Below are 19,713 nucleotides of genomic sequence, written 5' to 3'. Positions count from 1 at the left end.
AGACTCGGATTGGCAACCAAACCTGTTGTACCCGTCAGCACATATCTTGCAATTTGCATCTATAGATATACAATTGAAATGTATATCAAATGTAGGAGTTATTAGCATGCAAGTCGCCAAATGGGGTAACAGCTTGGCCGTGCGCCTTCCGGCCAGCCTGGTAGAAGCCCTGGAGTTGCAAGAAGGTGACGATATTGAGATCGTCGTGGACGGCCCGCGCGCGTTTGCGGTTCGCAAGAAGCCGGGTTCTGAAGCCTTGCTGAAGCGTCTGCGTACCTTCCGGGGCAAACTGCCTGCGGATTTCCGTTTCAGCCGGGACGAGGCGAATGCGCGCGACTAAGTTCAAGCATTTTATGGACAGCAATGTGGTGCTGTACCTGCTGTCGGAGGATTCAACCAAGGCGGATAAGGCCGAAAGCCTATTGAAGGCTGGACCGGTCATCAGTGTGCAAGTGCTCAATGAGGTCACGCACGTATGCCGCCGCAAGCTGACGATGAACTGGGATGAGATTGCGCAGTTTCTGGAACTGGTACGGGGCTTTTGCAAGGTTGTTCCGCTCACAGAAACCATCCACGACCAAGCCATATTGATCGCTGAACGTCATAAACTGTCGTTTTATGATGCATGCATCGTCGCGGCGGCTACGGCGGCTGGTTGCCAGACGCTCTATAGTGAAGATATGAACCATGGTCAGATTCTGGAGGACAGCTTGACACTCAGGAATCCATTTTCTACTGATTAGTCAGGCCGAAGGAATCGATGACAATGACAGCCCGCAGCATCAATGGTGCGCTCAAGATACACCACGGATTGATAAGCTAATGGTGCACATCTTCGTCCCTCTTGCCGTTTGATACTGAAATTGATACTATTTAAACAGTTTCAGTACTTTTTTTGGAGGCTTTCATGAACAATAGCGTGACCGTAGCCGAGATTAAGCGCCGAGGTATGGCCGCCATTGAAGAAGGCCTGCGGCGAGGTCCGGTGCATATCATCAAGCGCAATAAGTCGGCAGCAGTAGTGTTATCTGAAGCGGAATACCAGCGCCTCACAGGCAAGGGACCATCGGTCGTCCCAGGGATGACGGCGTTGCAGTGGCTGCTGACGCAGCCATCTGCGGGCACACGTGAGAAGGATGATATTAACGCTACGTTGGCGGAAGAGCGCGCCTGGTGATTGCATTCTTCGATGCCTGTGCCCTCATCTATCTGATCGAAGGCAATGAGCCCTTCGCCAGCCGGGTGCGCAACCAGCTTGCCGAAGCGACGCAGACGTACCCAGGAATCGAATCGGCTGTCAGCCGTCTCTCTTGGCTTGAGTGTCGCGTAGGCCCGATGAAAGCCAACGACATGGGCACATTGGCGCTATTCGATGCGTTCTTCGCTCGCCCTGATCTCGTGTGGGTGGAGATGAACCGGGAGGTCGTCGAGTTAGCGGCGGCGATCCGCGTACGCCATGGGCTGCGTACACCAGATGCATTGCAGGCGGCCAGCTGCCTGCAACTGGGCCAGAATCACGTGTTCTTGACGGGCGACGTCATGTTTCAGCGTGTTCAAGGCCTGAATATCGCGCTGCTAAGTTAGCCGAACCCGCTTTCGAAACTCTGTCTCCTGGATAGGTGATGATCATGAACCAGACAACCCGCATTAGTAAAGCAGAACGCGTTGGCCGCTGGCTTGCTCGCGGACGGCGTGGTTATCTGCGCAGTGAACGTGAAGTGTCGGGCTGGCTGGTGGCTCAAGGTCTACCTGCTCCTATTGTCAGCACGTTGCTGTGGATCGTCACGTTGGCCGTGGTGGTAGGGCTACTTTATACCGCGTTCTGGCTGGCGCTGCTGCTGGGGTTCGCAGTAGCCGCAGCCTGGGTTGCGGGGCATTCAAACGAGCAGGATGAAGATGACTTCTTAGGGCGTAATGCAGAAGAAAGGGATCATCGGAAAAGCATTTTTTATCACCCCGCTTCGTTCAACGATGATCCAGACCCACGCTTTGAAGACGATTGAACTGGTGCTTCCTTAGCTTTTCCTGGCTGCGCTCATCAGCACGCTTGAACCCCCACGACCAGCCTCTCCCGCTCCGCGCGTACCATCGGCCAAGCCTTGAAGCGCGTTTCCAGCCCTAACTCCCGCCCACGTTAGCGCAGTGATCCAGAACGCGGGCAGCACCAGAAACATCGTCGCCATCACGAAGTTCAGCAACATATCGCCAAAGCTGTTATTTAGCCCCATCAGCGGATCAAAATTGGTGACTGGCCGATTCCATCCCCACCCGCTGCCATAGAGCGCATCTAGGATCGTGCTGTCGATCCAGCGTGCCAGCTGGAACCAAAAGTCCACAAAGAACAAGGCAAACTGCACCACGCTGACCGTCACTACGGCCTTGAGCTCGTAGGTACTGATGATAAGCACCAGCGGGATGCAGATCACCAGCGCCATCTTCAGGAACGACAACACCATGGGCAGCGCCTGGCGCACCACATCCATGGCGGGGAAAAAGCCGATCGAGCCGATCGTGATGCCAAGGTCGCTGGCGGCGCGGGTCACGACATTGGGCAGCGTCTTGTCGATCTGGCCGCCGTAGTCGGTATAGACCGCGCCCTGATTCAGTTTTTGCTGGCGCGGCGCAGCGACCGCGCGGATCACCGAATCATCGACCTCGGCACGGGTGAGAAACCCGGCCCAACCAGCGACGCGGTTGAGCAGGCCGGAATCAACCTGGGACAGCAGGCGCGCCCGCAGCCCGCTGCTCCCGTCGCTCCACCACTGCCGGCAGGTCGGATAGCCACCGCCACTGGGTACCTGGGCGAGACCCGCATCGCGGATGCTGTCATAAGGCCAGGCGTCGCGCGGGGTGCGTGAGCGGTAGGTGTCGTAATAGCCCGCCGAGTCCACGAAATACCGCGATCCGATCCAGGTGACATCGTGCATCTGCACGTCATCCAGTTCTGGACGGCTCATGAACAGCTTGGCGCGGGCCGGACCGTAGCAGTCATGTGAGAAATCCGATACCTCCTGGGCCAGTACCGGATCATCGATTCGTGTGGCATCGATCTCCATGCGTAGTTGACGCAACTCGGTACCGCAGGGAATCGCGGCGACCGATGCGCTGGTGAGGCCGCGAGAAAGCGCGTGCATAAACCCCCACCACACAGGCACCTTGGCGCTTTGGTCGTTCAGGGTGGTGAAGGATTGGCTCCAGCCGGTATCGGAAGGCTGCGGTACGCTCACCCCGCATTGGCGGGAACGGGCATCGTCAAAGCGCACCCGGCTCAGGTCCACGTCGATGAACGGGATGCCAGCGAAAAGTACCACAACAACCGCCACCCACACGCGGGTTTCGATACGTGCGGCCGACAGCAGACCCTTATTGCCTTCGTCGGCGCCTTCGCCACGGGCTTTGAGCCACTCCTGCAGGATGATGGCAATGAAGGGGATGGCAAACACGCCACTGGCCACCAGTACCGACCAGATGCCGTTGTGCACGATCCAGCCCACCAGCGTCAGGTAATACTCCAGGTAATCGGTCGTGAACAGCGTCATGGTTCAGCGCTCCCGCTACGTGCTCTGCATCAGCAGACTGCACTCCAGTGTGACCAGCGCCAGGACGCCAGCGATCTCCGTGCGTAGCAATCGGCGTCGGGTTGCCGCATCGGATTGCCTGGCGAGCAGCCGTCGGCGCATCCACCGCCACCCGTAGGCGGTCGCCGCGTAGAGGCACAGGCGCCACAGCAGGAAAAAGCCAGAGGCCTCTGCCAGCCACTGCTCCCAGCTAGCAATGCTTCCCAGGAAGTAGATGCCCGCGACATTAGCTGCCACCGCCACGACCAGCAGCAATACTGTCCACAGCAGCGCTCTAGCAGCGCGCCGGTTGAACCACTTACGTAGCCACGCGGCGTTCATGGTGTGCCGCCCGGTGCGGACCGCTGCAATTGCTGCAGACGGTCGGGCACTGGGTCGCCCTGGTAGACACCGCGTGAGCCCGCCGCCCGTGTGCTATGCCGTTGGATAATCGCCATGGGCGAGTTATTCGCCAGTTCACGACGCAGTTCCAGTTCGGTCTTGAGGTTCTGGATTTCCCGATCCAGCGTGTCGCTTTCCTGGTTCACCGCATCCACCGCCATTTGGTTGGCCGCGACGTTGGGTTCCTTCTTGCCGGTCAACAACGTGCGTTGCAACAGCAGCGCTTTTTCCAGTACGGAGGCCAGCGCGACTTCGGACGCCAAACGGCGGGCCAGAATGTCCTGGTCGGGTTCGTCGCGTAGGGCTTCGACAACGCCGCGAGTGATCGGCAGCGATGCACTGCCAGCTTCGTGCAGGTTCTCAAACGTCGTGTTGCGAGCGCCCGTAATCAGTTCTTGCAACGCTTGGAGCTTGGCGTCGTATTCCTCCTGGATCAGCGGCGTCAAGCCCACGCCCGGTACGGTCTGGGTCTTGGTGCAGGCTTCGCAGGTGCGTTGTTCTTGTTCACCCAAGACTCGCGTCGCCCAGGCCACCGCCGCATCGGGCGACGACCAGGTTTGGCAGGAAAGACTGCCGCAACTGGATTGGGCGATGGCCGACGTGTCAGACACGCTACGGCCATTGACCAGGTTGTACCCGGCGCGAGTCACATCGCCCACCACCTTGATCGGAGATTGGCCCGCGCCGCCGGCATTACCACCGCCGACCCACGGCACGCCGTCGTTACCCCGGCTGGTTTCGGCCTGTTCGATCGCCGAGACCGCATCGCTACTGGCCACCGCCTCGCGCAGCGCCATACCCTGGGCAAGCTGGTTCCAGCCCATCTGCCCACCGGCCATGTCGGCCATTTTTTCTGCCATGGCGCGGCACTGGAGCTTGGACCGGTCAAAGTCCAACCGGGCCTGCAGCACACCATTGGTCAGCAGGTTATACAGCCCTGGATCAGCCCGCTGGATGATCAGCGCGGGAAGCGATGCCACCGCACTGGTCGCACTCTGTATAACGCTGCTCATGATGTTCTGAAAGCCGTTCGTGATCCCGTTCAGTTGGTTCTGGATCGTCGTGCTGATATTCATGTCGCCACAAATCAGGTTGCTGTTCCAACCGGCGCCCACACCGATGGAGCGCATACCGGCTGCACCACTCATCGAGACGGCGTTCCCGCCACCAATCGAATACATGACCTCATCACCGATGACGCTGCCACTATTCTGGAATCCACCGCTTTGGGCCGAGGCCAAACCGCAGGCCAGAGCCAGTGCGCAGGCCAGCACCGCTGGGCGGCATGAGCGCGGGATCAGGCTCGCGGGTTTTGTCATATCAGGACGGTTCATGGTTGTGCCCTCGAATGCTCAGTTGAAATCCACACTGCCCAGGAATGTCTGGCCCCGGCGCTGGCAGCAGCTATACGGACGCCACAGCGCCCAGGCGTAGTCGCCTTGCTGGGCCTGCGTCATCGATTCGTTATGGGGAAACACCGTGCAGGTGTTGGACAGACGTGGTGTGAGCTCCTGCCATTTGCCCGTTGAGCTATCGCTCTCTATGAGCGCTCCCGCTGGCCAGTAACCCGCCCGAGAATTGGCCAACAGTGGCTGATACACATGGGGTTGCCCGCGACGGGTCACGACGTCGCCCGCACGCTGGGCCACCACGGCGCCCGCCTTGTAGTCATCGGTCTGGTGCAGAAAGCCACCGCGCGGGTACACATTGCCCCACAGATTCATGCCACTGCGCGAACCCACCTCGCGCTGGCCGGGTATCAATGCCTCGGGGTACACGGCCTCCGGCATGTTGTAGCGCCAGGCCAACGTATCCAAGGTGCTGAGCAGGTACGGCACGAAGGCTGTACCTGCTCCCTGGCAAAAGTATCCAGAACCCGCGACGAACTCGTTGAACACGTCGCCGCCGGGATGACCGATCACGTCGCTATTCTTGAATTTGGCGAGATTATTCTCATGGCCTTCGTTGGTCGTGCCGTCGCCCCCCGCCTGCGCGGTGGGATTGGGCAGACTCATGGGCCGTACTTCCACCCAGGGGTTCGCGCCGGTGTTTGAATAGCTCGACACCACCGCATCCGGGACGTAGTGGCGCACCTTGATGGAGGTGCGTATCCGGCAACCGCCCACTCCACAGGACAGCCAGTAGCAGATGCCGACTACGCGGTACTCCAGACAGGATGGCGACAAAGCGGAAGCCACAATGGTGGCGGTGTTGAGCGCGAAGCTGGATGTCGCGGCAAACAAGAGCGCCACGGCGACTCCGAATCGCAGGTGGGGTAAGCTCATGGCTGCTCCTTGCGGTATTGCTCGACTCGAGTCAGCGCCTGATCGAGATTGGTATCGCCGTAGATCACATAGCGCTGGTCGACCACGATGGCCGGAATGGTCGTGATACCCAGGCTCCAGGCGTCGGCCACACCTTGGTAGGCCCCAGCCAGCCGTTGCTGCAACAAGTGGCCTCCTTCCTTCAAACGGTGCTGGACCAGTTCAGCGGCTTGGCGACTATCGCTCGGAAGATCGGCCGACAGGTCGGCTTCAATGCGCATGGGCGCATCCAACTCGATCAGCCGGTCTGGCGTACCCTGGACGGGGTGTTGACGGTCGGTAATGATCCAGACATCCGCTGCGGTAGCGGTGCAGGCGAACAGCGCTGCAGTCAAGGCTATTGCCAGCGGCAGGCACATCGCCGGGGCACGAGATAGAGAACGAAGCATGGAGCGGCACCCGTAGTTCATGACCCTGGTAGTGCAACGCATCGTGTGCAAAACAGCGACAAACAATCGGAAATGAGGGGTGTCCGGTTTGAAGCGTTCCTCGTGACGTTAAGCCACCGACTACGCGAAAAGAAGGGAGCGCGAGGCTCCCACTAGGATTATAAAGTTGCCTCCAGCACGACCTTATGCGTGTAGTGGCGCCAGAAGCGGTCCACCAGCCGACCCTCCAGGACACGGGCGCGAAAGCGCAGGCCTTGCGCGGTGGAGAAATTATCCCAACCTGCTTCGTACGATGCTTCGCTACGCAGTTCTGCGACCTCGTTGACGATCTGCTCGGTTTCGTCATCAGAAGCGACCGGAATACACCATCTCACGGTATCTCCCCGAACCTGTCCGGCGAGCACCAAGCGTTGCCCCCTGTCCCGGACGATGATCAACTCGGGTGCGAAGCTCAATGCGTTGCTAGCATCGGTGAGATCAAAGTCGTGGTGCAATACTCGAGTGTTGGCCAGCGACATGGCATCCTCAATCAAGCCGCACTTGCCCAGAACGAGGGTTTGCGGCGTCCACCAACTGCCATAGACGGGATCGTCTTCTGGATATTCCACATTGCCCTGGCAAGTGATGGTGAACTGACGCCAGAACACATCCTTGGGCAGGTATGTACCAGCTCGATAAGGGGTGGCGATGAAGGCAACGCCCTCGAAGTGATAAATTTTGGGCTGCATGATGTACTCCCATACTGAGAAAGTGCGAGATCTACGCCGACCCGTGCGGGCCTGGAGAGCCCGCACAGGGGTTGAACACTGAAACGAGAAAAGTGCCACGCTAGCGTAGGCGCGGCCGGGGGGACTACGACAGCAAGCCGGACTCAGCAAAGGAAAACGGTTCACCTTTACCGATGATGAAATGATCCACGACCCGGATATCGACCATCCCCAAGATGAATTTCAATTGATTAGTGAGTGCGCGATCTGCCGTACTGGGCTCGGTCGTGCCCGACGGGTGCTGGTGCGAAAAAATCAGCGCAGAGGCGTTCAATTCCAAAGCGCGCTGCACAACAACTCGCGGATAGACCGACGCCGTGGTGACCGTGCCTTTGAACAGACATTCACACGCCAACACTTGGTGCTGGCTGTTGAGGAACACCACAACGAAGACCTCGTTGGGCTCGGCCATCAACTTCAAGCGCAGATAATCCCGAACCGCTTTCGGGCCATCGAGTGTCGGCCCCGCCTTGAACACGCGATGTTCCAAGAGTGCAATGGCTTGCTGGATGATCCGATCGTCCTGCTGATCGGTAAGATCAATGCTTAATTGCGCGCCGGAATCGGCGACATTAGGGGTGGGGAACATAACAAACCTCCAATAGATAAGATCGGAGGACGCGTACCCAAGAGGGCAAACCCTCCAGGGACGATAAAGAACAATGAGCGAACAATCAGCATCCACCACCTTCGTATCAGGTGGGTATCCGCGCAGGGGATGCGGTGCGGAACGGGGTGTGCAATCAACGCGGTCTACGCCACGCCGTAGCCTTTAAGATTGCGGGCTACCTGGGCTTGTTACCGTCTGGGACGGCGGACAATTCAGTCGTTTCTGCGAGTTCGGAGACCGGATCATCGGTCACAAGCAGGTCCATCGCTGACAGCAGCGAGTCACCTGGAATCGGTCCCTGTAGCCACAAGGATTGGCCGGTACGCTCGTCGCGCAACTGCAGCGTCGGCGTGGCCGCTATACCGTGGTCGGCTGCGCCGTCGGCTTGCGCTTGCACAATTGCTAACGGGCGCTCGCTCGCCAAGCAAGCACGTAAGGCGTCGTGATCAGGCGGGTAGATGCCATCTGGCAACCCCAGTCCTTCGCCCTGCGTGTGTTGATAAATCCAGGATATCGTCCGCCAATAGGCCTGGGGGCCGCCGGCCTCGCCAGCACACTCGGCCAGCGCAGCCAGTTCAGAAGCCGCAGGCTCATGCATAGATAGCGGCAGATGTTGCCACTGCAGGCGGATGTCAGGATGCAGATCGATCCAGGCCATCAACGGCGGGACGTAAGTCCTGCAGTAGGGGCATTCCAGATCGGCATATAAGATCAAGGTATAGCGAGCCAAGGTGGAACCATAATGCCAAGGCGGTCCAGATGCTTCAGACATCGCCGCCCCATCGTCTGCAGACAGTTGGGCGCTCTGCTCCATCGAGGCAATGGGAACGGCAGGACGCCAAAACACGAGAAGTATCAGCACCATGACGGCGACAGGCCAGATCAAGCGGCGCAACGTATCGCGAAAGGAAGGCGTCAGTGATCGCATCGTAGTTCCCAGACAAGATGTAAATCGGGTGCAGATGCGTTAGTCGAACATATTGGACTATTTACGTGGCCTAACAATGCGGCATACTGCCTGCCCCCTTCCCGTATAGAAAAATAAGACCTGCTTCGGGTACTGACCATTGCCACAGAGATGACCGGCAACGCTAAGCGGGCGGCATTCCTATTTCGATCTGATGCAGTGATTGCCTACCTGGGGATCTTTGGCCGTTGGGACTGTGGAATGATTAGCACATCGGGAGCAAGGCCTGGCGTAGCGGACCCGCCATATTCTCAGCATGAAGAAAGCTGATGCATACGAGCAAAGTGGTACGCATACATGTACAGCCAGATACGTTAGAGTTGAATTCGCACCTACTGCTATCGGCCATTAGGGGACCTTGACCGATCGAACACTTGGACAGGAAGGTGAATGCCCGGTATTGCCGCGCGGGAGGCTTGTTGGCCACCCGAGCCAACGTAGACCATGTCGCAGTCGTAGCTACTTACTGCGCACTGTATCGTCAAGCATACCTGGGACAGCGACCAGGACCAGTTCACAGCACCAATGCGTCCCACAACTGGATGACCAATCAAAAGAAACACGCGCTGGATAGCTGATTACTCGCTCAGTTCCGGAACTCAGCGAGACCGTTCACCACACCTGGCCACCATAAAAAAATATTACCGAACCTTCGAGACCCGACGCTTCTTGTCCTGTCATCAGTCGACCCCTCTGTCCCATGGCCCTAAAAGTGCTCAGTGATACGAGTGGTGCGCCTAAGCCAATCTAGCAAATTGTTTGTCTCTGTTACAGTAAGGCACTTTTTACCGTAGTTATCTCTTGAGGAATTACGATGGGTGCTATTCATGATGACATACGTGCGTGGTTGCACCGACAAGCCGACTGGATACAGGAGGCTGCGGACCGACTGTTAAAGAAAGGGCAGTTAGGTCGCGACGATCTTGCCGATTTATACGCACTTATCAAAACAGACGCGGGCCGAGCAGTTACGAAGACGCGCCCATTTCATGAGTTACTCAACGGTGTCGCCGCTGGGTCAGATGTGCGTCTACGCAGCGTCAGTCAGGTGATTGGTATTGAGAACCTTTCTCCCGCGCATCCGCTGGTGTTTGGTGACGGCAATTTAACCGTCGTCTACGGAAATAACGGGTCAGGAAAGTCCGGCTATACCCGGCTGCTTAAGAAAGCGTCCGGCAAGCCCCGAGCGCAGTTGCTATACGCGAATGTTTTCGAAGCGGCGCCAGCAGAACAAAAGTGCCAGATCGAGTACGCCAGCCAAGGAGCGGTGAAGTCGTCGGAATGGCATGCTGGCGGAGCACCAATCGATGCGCTGATTGCACTGGATGTCTTCGACAGTGAAGAAGCCGGGTTCTACCTTCGCAGTGAAAGTAGTGCGTCTTATACGCCACCGCTTGTCGCGATGTTCGTCGCGCTAGCTGCGGCGTGTGATGATGTGAAGCGGCTTCTGGAGGAGGATCAGGATCGAGACATTTCGGCCCTGCCCGTATCGCCGGCAGAGCACGTTGCTTCGGAGGCAGTACAGAGCTACAACAGCCTAAAGGCTACGATCGACGCCAAAGCCCTGGACGCCCTTGTACGTTGGTCGGATGAAGATGCTGCGCAACTGCACAGTCTGGGGGAAAGGTTAAATGCCACAGATCCTGCAGGTTTGGCCCAGACTAAGCGAAACGCCGAGCTCGCAACCCGTCGCATCGTCGAGAAGATACTCCAAGCTGCGGCGGCCTACAGCACGGACGCGCTAGTGGCAATTCGAGGCCTGCGGCAGACTGCAAATATCGCCAGGAAAGCTGCTATCGATGCCGCCCAGGTTAATTCTGCCAAACTGGACGGGGTTGGTGAAGACTCATGGCGCGCGATGTGGGCTGCTGCGCGCGCCTACTCCCAATTGTCATATCCTAATCGGGACTTCCCCGTTACGGAAGAAGCACGGTGTGTGCTCTGCCACCAACCCTTGGATGAAGAGGCAGCACACCGCCTTCAAGAGTTTGAAACTTTTGTCCAAGGTGAAGTTGAAGCGACGGCCGCACGGGCACAAAAGTCGTACCACGACGCCCTGAAGGCGTTGCCAGAACCTGTTCCAGCAGAAGTCTACTGTGCGCAACTCCAGACCGCCGGTCTTACCGACCCAGGGTGGGCAGCATACTTAGAAGCTTACTGGAAGGCCATAGCGGTAGCGCGCCAGGCATTAATAACACACGAGCTAACTGAGGCCGTGCAGCCGGCACAAGATAGCGAAGATGCGTGCACGAAGCTCACAATCTTTGCAAAGGCTCTTGAGGCAGAAGCGTTGCAGTTGGACAAAGACGCAAAAGACTTCGATCGAGACTTGGCGAAGCGGCAGAAAACTGCGTTGGAAGGCAAGCATTGGGTCTGCCAACAAGCAGAAGCGGTGCGCAATGAAGTAGCTCGTTTAAAGCGCGTGCAAGCTCTTGAAAAACTCAAAGCGTTGGCACATTCGCGCCCGGTGACCACGCAGGCTGGCGTCGTGGCGGAGCAGGCCATCACCCAGGCGTACGTTGCCAGATTCAACGCAGAGCTTAAGAAGCTCGGTGCAGGCCGCATTCAGGTAGAACTCGTGAAGTCCAAGATGGAGAAAGGTAGTGCAAAGCACCGCCTTCAGTTGAAGTCGGCCAAGGGAAAACAGCCGCTCGAGCTAGTTCTAAGCGAGGGTGAGCGTCGCATCATTGCGCTGGCGGCATTCTTGGCAGATGTGTGTGAAAAGCCGTTTCCTGCTCCATTTGTGTTCGATGACCCGATTTCTTCGCTGGATCATGACTACGAATGGGCAGTGGCAAAGCGCCTGGGAGAGTTGGCGAAGACTCGACAAGTCATCGTCTTCACGCACCGCCTGTCCCTTTATGGTGCGATGGAGGACATCGCGAAGAAGATCGGCGAACCCGTCAAGGGAAAGAACTTCTTCCAGACATGCATTGAGACCTATGCTGGCAAGGCTGGACAGCCCGTGCATCAGGCAACTTGGAACGCTAATACCACGGCTGCGAACAATCTGCTGATCGAACGGCTGAACGTGGCAGCGCGTGCCGGCAAAGAAGGTGGAGGCGACGAGTATCGAGATAGGGCGCAAGGTATATGCAGCGATTTCCGAAAGTTGCTTGAGCGCACAGTAGAAGATGACCTCATTTATGCCATAGTGAAACGACATAGACGAAGCGTGACGACGGACAATAAGCTGGCCGCGCTGCCTATTATCGAGACGGGAGATTGCGATTTGATCGATCGCCTCATGACGAAGTATTCCTACTATGAACACAGTCAGTCTGATGAGGTCCCTGTGCCAATACCGGAAGAGGCAGAATTACGAGCCGATTTGGAGGAATTGAAGCAATGGCGAAAAGACTTTGGGGAACGGCGCAAAGTGGTTCTGGCATAGTTCTCGAGGCATAATCACCGTGCCATGCTCGCTGAGTTCACGCGTTCGGCATCGTTGGGTGATACAAGAACCTAATCATGCTCGGCGCGGGGTACGCATCGCAGGTAAGGTGTCGTTCAGACAGCCGGGCAGATTTGCGCGACGTCTGCTTAGGGTCGTTTTCTGCCTGATTCTCCAGTCAGTGCCCGCCAGATCAAATCGGAGCCAATATAAGTATAAATTAGGCTATTTCGCTGTGTTATTGCTAGAGTTTCCTTAACCGACATAACAATCAGTCCTGTATGGGTCCCCATGCCAGAGAATCAATTCCCCGAGCCCGATCAATCTTTTCAGACATCTTAAACGCTGCGTCCAGTTCGCTGATACCGAACTGCTGCATCAGCTGGTAGCGCTCTGCCTTCTCTTCGGGCTCCGTCTGGGCCAGGGCCAGATAGAGACTCGGTGGTACGGCTCGAAACAGCACCTCCATGTTCTTAGACAGAATCACACCTTCGGTGAATTTACCGGCCTCCTTGCGTGCCGACAGCATCAACGCCTTCTGCGCTGGCGATAGTTCGCGAAAGCGCGCGATCTTCTCCACTTCATCAGGCGGCATCGACAGGCAGATCCACCACTCGATCATATTGAGCATGGGCTCGGCGGCTTTGGGCAGGTCATCAACGTTTTGCGTGGCCAGCCAGAACCAGGCCCCCAATTTCCGCCACATCTTCGTGATCTTAACCACGTAGGGTGCCAACAGCGGGTTCTTGGTAATGATATGGCCCTCATCGGTAACGTTGATGATCGGGCGTCCCAAAAACTGATCCCGCTCGGCGATATTGTTGACCGTACTAATCAGCGAAATGTAGGCAATGGAAAGCTGCGCGTTGTAGCCCTCGCGGGCGTAGGTCGCCAGATCAACCAGGGTAATGTCGGCTTCGGGCCAGGGCGTGCTGGACCGATCGAACATTTCACCATCAGAGCCCTGGCAGAACATGTCCATGGCGTCAGCCATCTCCAGCAGCCTGGCGCGTCGCATTTCGGGCAATGTGCCGTCCTGGCCGCGTTCACGTAGCGCATCGCGCACGTCGCGTGTCAATACGGTGCGCTGCTCGCCATCTTCGCTGTGGCAAAGCCGAGCGGCGTCCAGGATGCACTGACGTATCAACGAGCGATCCGCCCGCGTCATACGGGCTTCTTCCTTGTCCTCACCGCCCGTAATCATCAATCGAGCGGTGATTTCCAGTTCGCCCAGTACGTCGCGCTGTTCATCCGCACCGGCCTCCTCAATGCCATCAGCGGTCGGCTCACCATCAAGGGCGTCCGCATCCAGCGTCTGTACGTCGCTGGGCGTCTCGATCAGGCGCCGGGCATCTGCGAACGGTGCCAGACTAATGCCAGCGCCGGGGGAAAGCTTGACGCGGTGGACCGTAAGACCCAGTCTCTTGGCGAAGTCGGTGAATAATCCAAAGGAGTTGCCGGCCTCCACAATAAACAGCCTTGGCCGGTAGATGGCCGTGACCTGATTGAGCAGGTTGTTCAAAGTAGCCGATTTGCCTGACCCTGTCGGGCCGAACAGGAACAGGTGGGCATTCATCTGCCGATCCAAGCGGTTCAAGGGATCGAAGGTAATGGGTCCGCCGCCTCGGTTAAAGAAGGTAATGCCGGGATGTCCCGTGCCTTGGCTGCGACCCCACACTGGCGCAAGATTGGCCGCATGCTGGGCGAACATCAGTTGCGTGTACCATTGCTTACGGTCTTGCGAGGGGTTGTAAACGCACGGCAACCATCGCAAATAGGTGCTCAGCGGTGCCACCTCATCTTCTTCGCGTACCGGCTGCAATCCCGCGTTAAGCATCACGTTCGCCAGTTGCAGGCCACGGTGATCAAGTTCTGCCTCATCACGGCCACGCAGGTGAAAGGCCAGACTGCCTCGGTAGAGTTTGTGGGCGCTACCAATCAGAGACCGGGCTTCCTGCACATCCCGCAGTGTCTGCTCCGAGGCCAGGGTCTCGCCCACTGCCTTCTTGGCCAGGTGGTTCAGGTGCGTCTCCAGCACATCCTGTGGGGTGGCGATCACGGTTAAACACATCACCGTGTCTTCGGGCATCTGGTCAAACAAGGTGTTGATCGCATCGCCCTTGCGGGTCTCGCCCGTCAGGTGTCCCGTTGTCGGCGGCGTGCGCAAACGATCGGTGACCATGACCCGGTGCGGCATACCGTCAAAGTGCCACAGCCCGCGCGCCACATCCGAGCGCGGCTGGCCGAAGAACAATCGTTGGCTGAAGTCCCGACCGCTGGCCAACTCGATGTCGTCGGGTTCTTGCGTTGGCGGATAGGCGGTCAGTTGGTAAAAGCGCGCGCGGTCCTCGGCCGTGGCTCCCAATAGCCGGGGCTGGGGATTGAACCAGCGCAGCAGCCAGTCGTGGATCTGCGGCGCATCCAGGCGGTGGGCCTGAATACCCGCGTTGCTCAAGCCACCGGCCAGCCGGTCGCACACGATGTTCAGCGCCTGTGCGGGCGTCTGGCCGCGCCGTGCGGTTTGCCCCGTGACGCGGCGATAGACCACCATGCGCACACGGCGGCTTTGGCCGCGCCAGGGCAAACGAGTGACGACCGTGTCCTCGAACAACCCACCAGGCTTGGCCACCGCCCGCAGGTGGTGAGCGAAAAAACGCAAATAAAACGCGGTAAACGGAGTGCCTTGCGCACGCGGCTGCACGTAACCCTGCAAGGTCTTGAGGTACTCATCAAAGCTGGTTTCATCCTGGGCGTAGAGCTGCAGCACCCACGGGTTCTCGTCCAGTTCGTCAAAGCTGTCCTGCAAGGCGTTCTCCAACGCATCGCGCGCCTGTGCCAGCCAGGCGGCCTCCCGGCCTTCAGTGCCCAGCGGAATCAACTCAAAGAAGGCGGCCACCGATTGGCCATCCTCCAACAACATGCAGCGACTGTCGGGCAGATACTCCACCCACGGCAGCAGTTCGACAAAGGACGGCGCCACGCCGTACAACGCCTCTTCGTCCGCCTGTGTCGCGGGCCGGTTGCCTTGGACCGCCCCACCCGGCTCGGAAATCCCTGCCTCGCTCAGAGTCTGAATATGGCGCTGCCAGCCATCGGACTGATCGGTGTTGGCAACCTCGTCATCAGGGCTGGCACGCTTAAGCCAGGGAAAACGCCATGCCATTAATAGGCCTCCACGCGCTCGCCCGGCATGGCGTACTGCACCCGCTGATACAGCGGGAAGACCGTGCTATAGCCGGGCACTGGCACGGGGTCGGTGCCCGCCAAGTGCGGGAACACGTACATCACGAGGTCCGGATTGGGCAGCCGTTGGAACTGGCGCTGGATTTCATTGGCAGCGGTGCGGGTGTAGCTGGCCTGTTCCGTCTGGGCTGCGCGCACATCAGCCTCAGTCAGTGGTCGGCGCAAGCTTTGACGCACGTCGAGCAACTGGCGGCGGGCTACCTGGCCGCTACCGCCCTCACCCGCTTCGGTATGCCAGATATCCTGCATGGTGCGATCGCCATGTGGCAGCAACTCGTCCTTGTGAGTGGCGCATCCGGCGAGCGTAGCTGCTGTAACGATCAGCAGCAATGGCTTAATCGAGTTCAAGCGCATGGGCTTCTCCTATACGATGATCGACCCGGCGGCCTTCAGGTTCGTAGTCAATAGCGAGGGGCTTCTCCAGATGGACGGCCACCTTGGCCCCAGGCTGTACATACACAGCGGCGAAGGCCTGGCCGTAGAGTTTATTCACCCACTGCGACATATCCCGTACGCCACCAGCCAGAATCTGACCCATGGCCTCGTTGCCGCTGATGCCTGTCGTGCCCATCGATCCGTCCGCCCCCACGTAAGACGTCCGACCGCTGCCCGAATCAATAAGCGATGCGGCGCCCGCACCGGCGGCGGTAATGAGCGCTTGGGTGCTCAGGTACTGCTGAGCGTTGCTGCGCCGATTGCCCGACACGCAAGGAATGCCATAGGGGTCGCTGATCCACCCCAGGCCATCCTCCTGGTTGTCGCGCTGATTATTACGCTCGTTGTCCTCAGGGATAGTGCGGATCGTGCCGTCATGAAAAACAAAGGTGATAGAGCGCACCTGGCCGCGCACACATGACAGCGTCCAGTCACCCGAGGCGGTTCCGCTAAAGACAGCCCCCGCCACATCGGGAATGTCGATGCCGTTGGCCGTCAGGTTATCCGGGCCGACGATGACTTTGAAGGGATACGGATCGTTGACCGTGCCGTCGATGGGTACACGACCAATGAGCGCCGTCATCGCAACAGACCCCATCAGCGTTGAATTGGTCGGCACCGTATAGACCGCCTTGGCGGTGCTAACCCCTGCGGCCTTGGCCCCGGCATCGGCCACGCGGCCGACAGTGGTTTCCAGTGTCTTTTGCGCGGGACCGAAACTCGTTGGAAAACTCAGACTACTGCTGCGGTTGCGGCCATCGTCCTGTTGGGCATCATCCGGTTCAACCCAGCGGATATCAGCGCCTGCCCCAAGGCCATCGGCATCCCCCTCGCGCAGACCCAGTCCTACGGGCAGATCCGCATTGCCCAGGTTTTCCAGGCGACGCTGCAGATCCTGCAGCAAACCTTCGCTCTGTTGGCGTTCGTTGGCAAGCTGAGCCTGGTCGCGCCGCAGGCTGGTGCGCTCGGACTCCAGTGCGGAACTAATGCGCTGGTCGATGGCGGTCTCGCGCTGGCGCAAGCGCGCGTTCTCGCTGCGTTGCGTCTTGTTATCGGCCTGCGCCGTCTGCAGCTCGGTGCGCATCTGCTTGACCTGCGCCACGAGCGTTGCCACGGTGTCGTGCGGGGTATCGCCTTCAATGCCCAGCGCCTGCATCTCTTCGGGCGTGAGCTGACTGCCAGAACCCGCAGCGCCTGAACGGGTCGTGTCGCCGCCGGATAGCAGGCGGATACCCGCAAAAAGCACCAGTAGGGCTACCGGAATCATCAGCCACTTCAAAAGTCCGTTACTGCGCATGGCCGTCTCCTTGCGCTTCTTGCGTGAGATGAGGCAGATGCACCGCTGGGTCGAAACGCTGAATGGCGGGCAGCAGCGATTGCGCCAGTCCATGCCCACGGGTTACCAAATACACGACCGTCGTGTCCTCGGGCGTACCGTGTGGGCCCAAGGCCGGGTGCTGGAAAGCGGCAGTAAGAAAATCGCCTTGCAGCGCACGCGGGTCCAGGTCCAGCCAGCCGCTGCTAATGTTGGTCAGACGGACCGCTGTCACCCACTGATCTTCCAGCCGCCAGGACGCCAACGCGACCGCGCGTACCGGTAAGGTCGGCAGCAGCGTGTCCAGGCTCAGGTCACCGCGCAGATTCACGCGCATGATGCTGGGTACGGCCTCCACGGTACGCAGCGGCGCATACAGATTCTGCGCGGCATGGCGCGTGAGCACCACAGGCACCGGGGTGTCACGCCGCGCGGGCTTGGCAGGGGCTGTGTGTGCTCCCGTGTCGTTGCCCACCGCCTGCTGACCGTAACGCTTGGGGGTGGTACTCCCCTCGACGATCCGTACCGGTTCCAGAGCAGACTCGCCGTCATTGGCTGGGTGCGCGGCAATGTCCAGCAGAATCAGTTCCCCGGTATCCGCGTCTTGCAACTGCAAACGAGTGGGCTCAATGGGCTCATTGGCCCGCAGGTAGACCGCGCCGCCGGCGCTTTGCACCCGCAGGCGCTCGCCCACGCTGGCGGGCACGCCAACACGCACGTTGCGGTCGATAAACACAATGCGCTCCTGGCCAACGACCAGCGGCACGGCCAGCGGCAGGCGTTCCCAGCGTAGGATTTCCACCGCCTGGGCAGGAATCGCCATCATCCAGACCAGCACGCCTAACCCAGCAAGAACTCGGTGTTTGAAGCTCATTGGGAATCTCCTTGCAGTCCCAGGCCGCTACGCGCGGGGGTTTCTGACGCTGGCACGGTAATTCGCTGCGGCGCACCGTCAAAGCAGTCCAGCACCAAGCCAAACGGATTACGGGCCGGGTCGACGTCTGCCCGCGCCACCTTGATGGGGTAACGCACCAGCGCCCGCTTGACCTGCTCGGAACCGTGGTACTCGTCCGCGCTCAGATCGAGCGTTACGATCCAGTCATCGTCGGAAACCACCCGCACGCGAGCGCTCGGGTTCTCACCATAGCCACGACCGGGGATTTCATAGACGCCGCGCACGCGCTGACGCAGTTCGCCCGTGCTGCGGCGGTACTCAAAGTCGGCCTGCAAAAAGGCCCGGCAGGACGGCGTCAGATACGGCGATAGGACATGCAGGTTGCGGGCGTAGTCCTCTTCGCCATTGGTCGGCCAACGGTTAAGCTGCTGGAACACATAAAAGGTGAAGGCATAGACCGACTCGGGCGGCACTTCCCACCACTTGCGGGTGCTACCCGATCGCAGGTCGGGCGGAACATGAATGGTCAAGTCGCGCGGGGCGCTCCACCACCCGCCACCCATGACCAGCGCCACCAGCAGCAGCGCGACTGCACCGATGCGCAGGGTTTTGATATGCGCCTGCAGGTGCGCGACTTCGTTTTTAAAGCGGCTCATTGCACGGCCCTTCGGATTGTCCAATAGCCGGTGCGCGTGACTAAAGCATGGCCGCGCACCCAGCCTGCCAGCAACGGGTATGAGATCGTGATGCGCCATTGCAATTGCCGATACAGCCACGTGTCGGGCCTGCCGCGCTTTTTACGGCGCAAAATGCCGCCACCGACGAACACGCCCAAGGCAATGCCCACGACAATGAAGGTCGGCGCCAGGGCAATGGTCGAAAAAACCCAAGACAACGGCGCACCCGTCAGCAGCCCCACTGCGCCCGACAAACCGCAGCATATCCACAGTTCATCCGCCGTCAAGCCGCGTACCACGACCGGATGGCGATTAAGACGATGCGGCAGAAACGACACGGTGCCATCGGCCCGGATGTGCTGGTGCTCGGACATGGGCCGTTTCCTTACAGAACTGTCGTCGCTTCGGTGAGCAGCCAGATGCCGACCACGAGCAGCACGGCACCAACCGCAACGCTCAGGCCAAACTGGCCCCAGGTCTTTTTGCCCGTGTGGATTTCGGCGTACGTGCCGTAGGCGTGGTAGCACACCCCGATGAACATAGAGGCCACGACCAGCAGCGCCACCAACAGCACGATGTCGTAGCCGTAGTTGCGGATCGTCTCCATAATGCCCCCGCCCGTGCCGCGCGAGGGATTCTCCAGCGTGGGCAAGCCCTGGGCGAACGACAGGGTGGGCAGCAAGGCCAAGCCCCAGGTCAGTGAGGCGAGCGCGTTAGGCATGCGAAATAAGCGGGTCT

Annotated in this window: 21 protein-coding genes; 6 read left to right on the top strand and 15 right to left on the bottom strand. The window is 59.2% G+C overall.

Features of this window, described 5'->3' with window-relative positions:
• The first annotated feature begins 106 nt into the window (after positions 1-106).
• From OOZ48_RS03330 to OOZ48_RS03310, 5 genes are all read left to right on the top strand, one after another.
• Positions 107-340 carry an AbrB/MazE/SpoVT family DNA-binding domain-containing protein gene (locus OOZ48_RS03330; protein WP_238665325.1) on the top strand — a complete coding sequence of 78 codons (234 nt, stop codon included), beginning with the start codon at positions 107-109 and terminating at the stop codon, positions 338-340.
• Positions 327-743, top strand: coding sequence for a PIN domain-containing protein (locus OOZ48_RS03325; RefSeq protein WP_269495655.1), 417 nt, complete (start codon positions 327-329; stop codon positions 741-743). The genes OOZ48_RS03330 and OOZ48_RS03325 overlap by 14 nt, the downstream gene beginning before the upstream one ends.
• Positions 744-907: 164 nt before the next feature.
• Positions 908-1,177 (top strand): hypothetical protein, encoded by a 270-nt coding sequence (locus tag OOZ48_RS03320; protein WP_269495653.1) that lies wholly within the window; start codon positions 908-910, stop codon positions 1,175-1,177.
• On the top strand, positions 1,174-1,584 hold the full coding sequence (locus tag OOZ48_RS03315) for a type II toxin-antitoxin system VapC family toxin (protein ID WP_269495651.1): 411 nt from the start codon (positions 1,174-1,176) through the stop codon (positions 1,582-1,584). The genes OOZ48_RS03320 and OOZ48_RS03315 overlap by 4 nt, the downstream gene beginning before the upstream one ends.
• Before the next feature lie 44 nt (positions 1,585-1,628).
• Entirely contained in the window at positions 1,629-2,003 is a 375-nt protein-coding gene (locus OOZ48_RS03310) for a DUF3742 family protein (RefSeq protein WP_269495649.1), read from the top strand.
• 12 nt (positions 2,004-2,015) lie between these two features.
• On the opposite strand, the gene OOZ48_RS03305 is transcribed toward OOZ48_RS03310, so the two are convergent.
• From OOZ48_RS03305 to OOZ48_RS03270, 8 genes are all read right to left on the bottom strand, one after another.
• The gene (locus OOZ48_RS03305; RefSeq protein WP_269495647.1) at positions 2,016-3,539 is read right to left on the bottom strand and encodes a conjugal transfer protein TraG N-terminal domain-containing protein; all 1,524 of its coding nucleotides are present in this window, start codon (positions 3,537-3,539) and stop codon (positions 2,016-2,018) included.
• Between the two features lie 15 nt (positions 3,540-3,554).
• Positions 3,555-3,899: a hypothetical protein gene (locus OOZ48_RS03300; protein WP_269495645.1), complete on the bottom strand. Its 345-nt coding sequence runs from the start codon at positions 3,897-3,899 to the stop codon at positions 3,555-3,557.
• Positions 3,896-5,278, bottom strand: coding sequence for an integrating conjugative element protein (locus OOZ48_RS03295; RefSeq protein ID WP_442867532.1), 1,383 nt, complete (start codon positions 5,276-5,278; stop codon positions 3,896-3,898). Before OOZ48_RS03295 ends, OOZ48_RS03300 begins: the two co-directional genes overlap by 4 nt.
• A 33-nt stretch (positions 5,279-5,311) precedes the next feature.
• The gene (locus OOZ48_RS03290) at positions 5,312-6,244 is read right to left on the bottom strand and encodes a TIGR03756 family integrating conjugative element protein (RefSeq protein WP_269495641.1); all 933 of its coding nucleotides are present in this window, start codon (positions 6,242-6,244) and stop codon (positions 5,312-5,314) included.
• Positions 6,241-6,672: a TIGR03757 family integrating conjugative element protein gene (locus OOZ48_RS03285; RefSeq protein WP_269495639.1), complete on the bottom strand. Its 432-nt coding sequence runs from the start codon at positions 6,670-6,672 to the stop codon at positions 6,241-6,243. The genes OOZ48_RS03290 and OOZ48_RS03285 overlap by 4 nt, the downstream gene beginning before the upstream one ends.
• 158 nt (positions 6,673-6,830) lie before the next feature.
• The gene (locus OOZ48_RS03280) at positions 6,831-7,400 is read right to left on the bottom strand and encodes a hypothetical protein (RefSeq protein ID WP_269495636.1); all 570 of its coding nucleotides are present in this window, start codon (positions 7,398-7,400) and stop codon (positions 6,831-6,833) included.
• 124 nt (positions 7,401-7,524) lie between these two features.
• The gene (gene radC, locus OOZ48_RS03275) at positions 7,525-8,028 is read right to left on the bottom strand and encodes a RadC family protein (RefSeq protein WP_269495633.1); all 504 of its coding nucleotides are present in this window, start codon (positions 8,026-8,028) and stop codon (positions 7,525-7,527) included.
• 196 nt (positions 8,029-8,224) lie between these two features.
• The gene (locus OOZ48_RS03270; RefSeq protein WP_269495631.1) at positions 8,225-8,977 is read right to left on the bottom strand and encodes a DsbA family protein; all 753 of its coding nucleotides are present in this window, start codon (positions 8,975-8,977) and stop codon (positions 8,225-8,227) included.
• Between the two features lie 853 nt (positions 8,978-9,830).
• On the opposite strand from OOZ48_RS03270, the gene OOZ48_RS03265 reads away from it, so the two are divergent.
• Positions 9,831-12,410, top strand: coding sequence for an AAA family ATPase (locus tag OOZ48_RS03265; protein ID WP_269495629.1), 2,580 nt, complete (start codon positions 9,831-9,833; stop codon positions 12,408-12,410).
• Positions 12,411-12,681: 271 nt separating this feature from the next.
• On the opposite strand, the gene OOZ48_RS03260 is transcribed toward OOZ48_RS03265, so the two are convergent.
• The 7 genes from OOZ48_RS03260 to OOZ48_RS03230 are packed head-to-tail and all read right to left on the bottom strand — an operon-like array spanning position 12,682 to position 19,696.
• Positions 12,682-15,573: a conjugative transfer ATPase gene (locus OOZ48_RS03260; protein ID WP_269495627.1), complete on the bottom strand. Its 2,892-nt coding sequence runs from the start codon at positions 15,571-15,573 to the stop codon at positions 12,682-12,684.
• Positions 15,573-16,007, bottom strand: a complete 435-nt coding sequence (locus OOZ48_RS03255) for a TIGR03751 family conjugal transfer lipoprotein (protein ID WP_269495625.1) — start codon at positions 16,005-16,007, stop codon at positions 15,573-15,575. The genes OOZ48_RS03260 and OOZ48_RS03255 overlap by 1 nt, the downstream gene beginning before the upstream one ends.
• Positions 15,988-17,385, bottom strand: a complete 1,398-nt coding sequence (locus OOZ48_RS03250; protein WP_269495623.1) for a TIGR03752 family integrating conjugative element protein — start codon at positions 17,383-17,385, stop codon at positions 15,988-15,990. Before OOZ48_RS03250 ends, OOZ48_RS03255 begins: the two co-directional genes overlap by 20 nt.
• Positions 17,375-18,277, bottom strand: a complete 903-nt coding sequence (locus OOZ48_RS03245) for a TIGR03749 family integrating conjugative element protein (protein WP_442867515.1) — start codon at positions 18,275-18,277, stop codon at positions 17,375-17,377. Before OOZ48_RS03245 ends, OOZ48_RS03250 begins: the two co-directional genes overlap by 11 nt.
• Positions 18,274-18,954 carry a PFL_4703 family integrating conjugative element protein gene (locus OOZ48_RS03240; protein ID WP_442867514.1) on the bottom strand — a complete coding sequence of 227 codons (681 nt, stop codon included), beginning with the start codon at positions 18,952-18,954 and terminating at the stop codon, positions 18,274-18,276. The genes OOZ48_RS03245 and OOZ48_RS03240 overlap by 4 nt, the downstream gene beginning before the upstream one ends.
• Positions 18,951-19,349 (bottom strand): TIGR03750 family conjugal transfer protein, encoded by a 399-nt coding sequence (locus OOZ48_RS03235; protein WP_269495621.1) that lies wholly within the window; start codon positions 19,347-19,349, stop codon positions 18,951-18,953. Before OOZ48_RS03235 ends, OOZ48_RS03240 begins: the two co-directional genes overlap by 4 nt.
• Before the next feature lie 11 nt (positions 19,350-19,360).
• Entirely contained in the window at positions 19,361-19,696 is a 336-nt protein-coding gene (locus tag OOZ48_RS03230; RefSeq protein ID WP_442867531.1) for a TIGR03745 family integrating conjugative element membrane protein, read from the bottom strand.
• Positions 19,697-19,713 lie beyond the last annotated feature (17 nt).

It is taken from the genome of Castellaniella sp. S9 (assembly GCF_027257175.1).
In the GTDB taxonomy this organism is placed as follows: Bacteria; Pseudomonadota; Gammaproteobacteria; order Burkholderiales; family Burkholderiaceae_B; genus Castellaniella.
Note: the sequence above shows the minus strand (reverse complement) of the source record. Positions and strands in the feature narration are given on the sequence as shown.

Coding starts and splice junctions, on each gene's coding strand:
- OOZ48_RS03235 (WP_269495621.1), bottom strand. CDS start 19,349: ATGTCCGAGCACCAGCACATCCGGGCCGATGGCACCGTGTCGTTTCTG.
- radC (WP_269495633.1), bottom strand. CDS start 8,028: ATGTTCCCCACCCCTAATGTCGCCGATTCCGGCGCGCAATTAAGCATT.
- OOZ48_RS03295 (WP_442867532.1), bottom strand. CDS start 5,278: ATGACAAAACCCGCGAGCCTGATCCCGCGCTCATGCCGCCCAGCGGTG.
- OOZ48_RS03250 (WP_269495623.1), bottom strand. CDS start 17,385: ATGCGCAGTAACGGACTTTTGAAGTGGCTGATGATTCCGGTAGCCCTA.
- OOZ48_RS03255 (WP_269495625.1), bottom strand. CDS start 16,007: ATGCGCTTGAACTCGATTAAGCCATTGCTGCTGATCGTTACAGCAGCT.
- OOZ48_RS03320 (WP_269495653.1), top strand. CDS start 908: ATGAACAATAGCGTGACCGTAGCCGAGATTAAGCGCCGAGGTATGGCC.
- OOZ48_RS03305 (WP_269495647.1), bottom strand. CDS start 3,539: ATGACGCTGTTCACGACCGATTACCTGGAGTATTACCTGACGCTGGTG.
- OOZ48_RS03290 (WP_269495641.1), bottom strand. CDS start 6,244: ATGAGCTTACCCCACCTGCGATTCGGAGTCGCCGTGGCGCTCTTGTTT.
- OOZ48_RS03260 (WP_269495627.1), bottom strand. CDS start 15,573: ATGGCATGGCGTTTTCCCTGGCTTAAGCGTGCCAGCCCTGATGACGAG.
- OOZ48_RS03230 (WP_442867531.1), bottom strand. CDS start 19,696: ATGCCTAACGCGCTCGCCTCACTGACCTGGGGCTTGGCCTTGCTGCCC.
- OOZ48_RS03265 (WP_269495629.1), top strand. CDS start 9,831: ATGGGTGCTATTCATGATGACATACGTGCGTGGTTGCACCGACAAGCC.
- OOZ48_RS03310 (WP_269495649.1), top strand. CDS start 1,629: ATGAACCAGACAACCCGCATTAGTAAAGCAGAACGCGTTGGCCGCTGG.
- OOZ48_RS03270 (WP_269495631.1), bottom strand. CDS start 8,977: ATGCGATCACTGACGCCTTCCTTTCGCGATACGTTGCGCCGCTTGATC.
- OOZ48_RS03330 (WP_238665325.1), top strand. CDS start 107: ATGCAAGTCGCCAAATGGGGTAACAGCTTGGCCGTGCGCCTTCCGGCC.
- OOZ48_RS03285 (WP_269495639.1), bottom strand. CDS start 6,672: ATGCTTCGTTCTCTATCTCGTGCCCCGGCGATGTGCCTGCCGCTGGCA.
- OOZ48_RS03300 (WP_269495645.1), bottom strand. CDS start 3,899: ATGAACGCCGCGTGGCTACGTAAGTGGTTCAACCGGCGCGCTGCTAGA.
- OOZ48_RS03325 (WP_269495655.1), top strand. CDS start 327: ATGCGCGCGACTAAGTTCAAGCATTTTATGGACAGCAATGTGGTGCTG.
- OOZ48_RS03240 (WP_442867514.1), bottom strand. CDS start 18,954: ATGAGCCGCTTTAAAAACGAAGTCGCGCACCTGCAGGCGCATATCAAA.
- OOZ48_RS03245 (WP_442867515.1), bottom strand. CDS start 18,277: ATGAGCTTCAAACACCGAGTTCTTGCTGGGTTAGGCGTGCTGGTCTGG.
- OOZ48_RS03280 (WP_269495636.1), bottom strand. CDS start 7,400: ATGCAGCCCAAAATTTATCACTTCGAGGGCGTTGCCTTCATCGCCACC.